Genomic DNA, 616 nt, shown 5'->3' with positions numbered 1-616 from the left:
CTGCTGGAGTGGCTGCCGCGCGCGCAGATCCGGCTGGCCGAGAGCACCATGAACGTGCTCATGCAGCAGCTGGCCCACGGCGAACTCGACGTGGTGGTGGGCCGCTCCGCGCCCGAGCTGCACGATGCGCACATCCATGCCGAGACGCTCTACATGGAGCCGATCCATCTGGTGGCGCGCCCGCAGCACCCGCTGCTGCAGCGCGCCGAGGGCGAGGCGCCCGGCTGGCGCGACCTGATGGCCTTCCGCTGGCTGGTCTGGCCGCGCGGCACGCCCATCCGCAACGCGCTCGACGGCGCGCTGGCCGCCGCCGGGCATGCGCTGCCGCCGGGCAGCGTGGAATCGAACTCCGTCACCATCAACCTCACGCTGCTGGGCCACAGCGACATGATCGGCCTGGCCTCCCACCGCGCGGCGCTGCGCTTCTCGCACATGGGCGCGCTGCGCGTGCTGCCGGTGCGGCTGTCGGGCTTCGGATCGGTGTCGATGTACTGGCGCGAGAACACCACCGACCGCATGGCGGTGGCCGCCATGCTGCGCGCACTGCGCGAGGCGTCGTCCTCCCCCGTGTCCTGAAGGCGCGTGCAGGCCCGGGCCCGTAGGGGCACCATAAGGG

General features: G+C 72.6%; 1 protein-coding gene. It reads left to right on the top strand.

Annotation, left to right across the window (positions count from 1 at the left end; genetic code table 11):
• Positions 1-576: LysR substrate-binding domain-containing protein (locus GVL52_RS31640; RefSeq protein WP_200847943.1), on the top strand; the 576-nt coding region annotated here is incomplete at its 5' end.
• Positions 577-616: the final 40 nt, after the last annotated feature.

It is taken from the genome of Rhizobium sp. 18055 (assembly GCF_902706285.1).
Lineage (GTDB): Bacteria > Pseudomonadota > Alphaproteobacteria > Rhizobiales > Rhizobiaceae > Rhizobium.
The sequence above is the reverse complement of the archived record's forward strand: the minus strand, read 5'-3'. Positions and strand labels throughout refer to the sequence as shown.